Source organism: Candidatus Hydrogenedentota bacterium (genome assembly GCA_016791475.1).
GTDB lineage: Bacteria > Hydrogenedentota > Hydrogenedentia > Hydrogenedentales > JAEUWI01 > JAEUWI01.
Genome location: JAEUWI010000465.1, coordinates 1 through 520, shown reverse-complemented (window position 1 = coordinate 520; position 520 = coordinate 1). Strand labels below are relative to the sequence as shown.

1 protein-coding gene is annotated in these 520 nt (G+C 64.2%); it reads right to left on the bottom strand.

What is annotated here, in order from left to right:
- On the bottom strand, positions 1-414 hold a 414-nt coding region (locus tag JNK74_30270), incomplete at its 3' end, for an IS5/IS1182 family transposase (protein ID MBL7650455.1).
- Between the last annotated feature and the right edge of the window lie 106 nt (positions 415-520).

Sequence of the window (520 nt, the reverse complement as noted above, 5' to 3'; positions counted from 1 at the left end):
ACCATCACGATGCGTCGGACGCTTGTAGCCCATCACGCCAAACAGCCCCCGCTCGAGAATGCCCTTGCAGACGTGTGGCGTGAAATACCCGGCATCCAGCCCGACGGCCCCCACGGCCAGATCAAAGCGTTCCCTGACCCGATCCAGGCGGGCGAGGTAGGGCTGGCTGTCATGAATATTGCCCGGGGTCACATGGGTATCGACAATCAGGGCATGCACACCATCGACGGTGCGGTGGTCCAGATAGAAGAACCCGGTCGGCTTGTTGTCGCGGGCCATGAAGCCGGCGCCCGGATCCACCGTGCTGACCTCGAGCCCCTTCATCGGCGGCGTCGCGTCATCGTCATCGCGCTTGAGCGGCTTCTTGCCCGCTGCGGCCCGATCCGCTTCGATGGCCGCATCCAGTTCGGCCAAATAGGCCGCCGCCGTAGCGCGGCAACTGGAAAAGCTGTTTGAGCGCTGGCTATGACCGGGGCGGGATGAAAAGGGATCAGCCGCCCGGAATGGGCGCGGCAGCAAT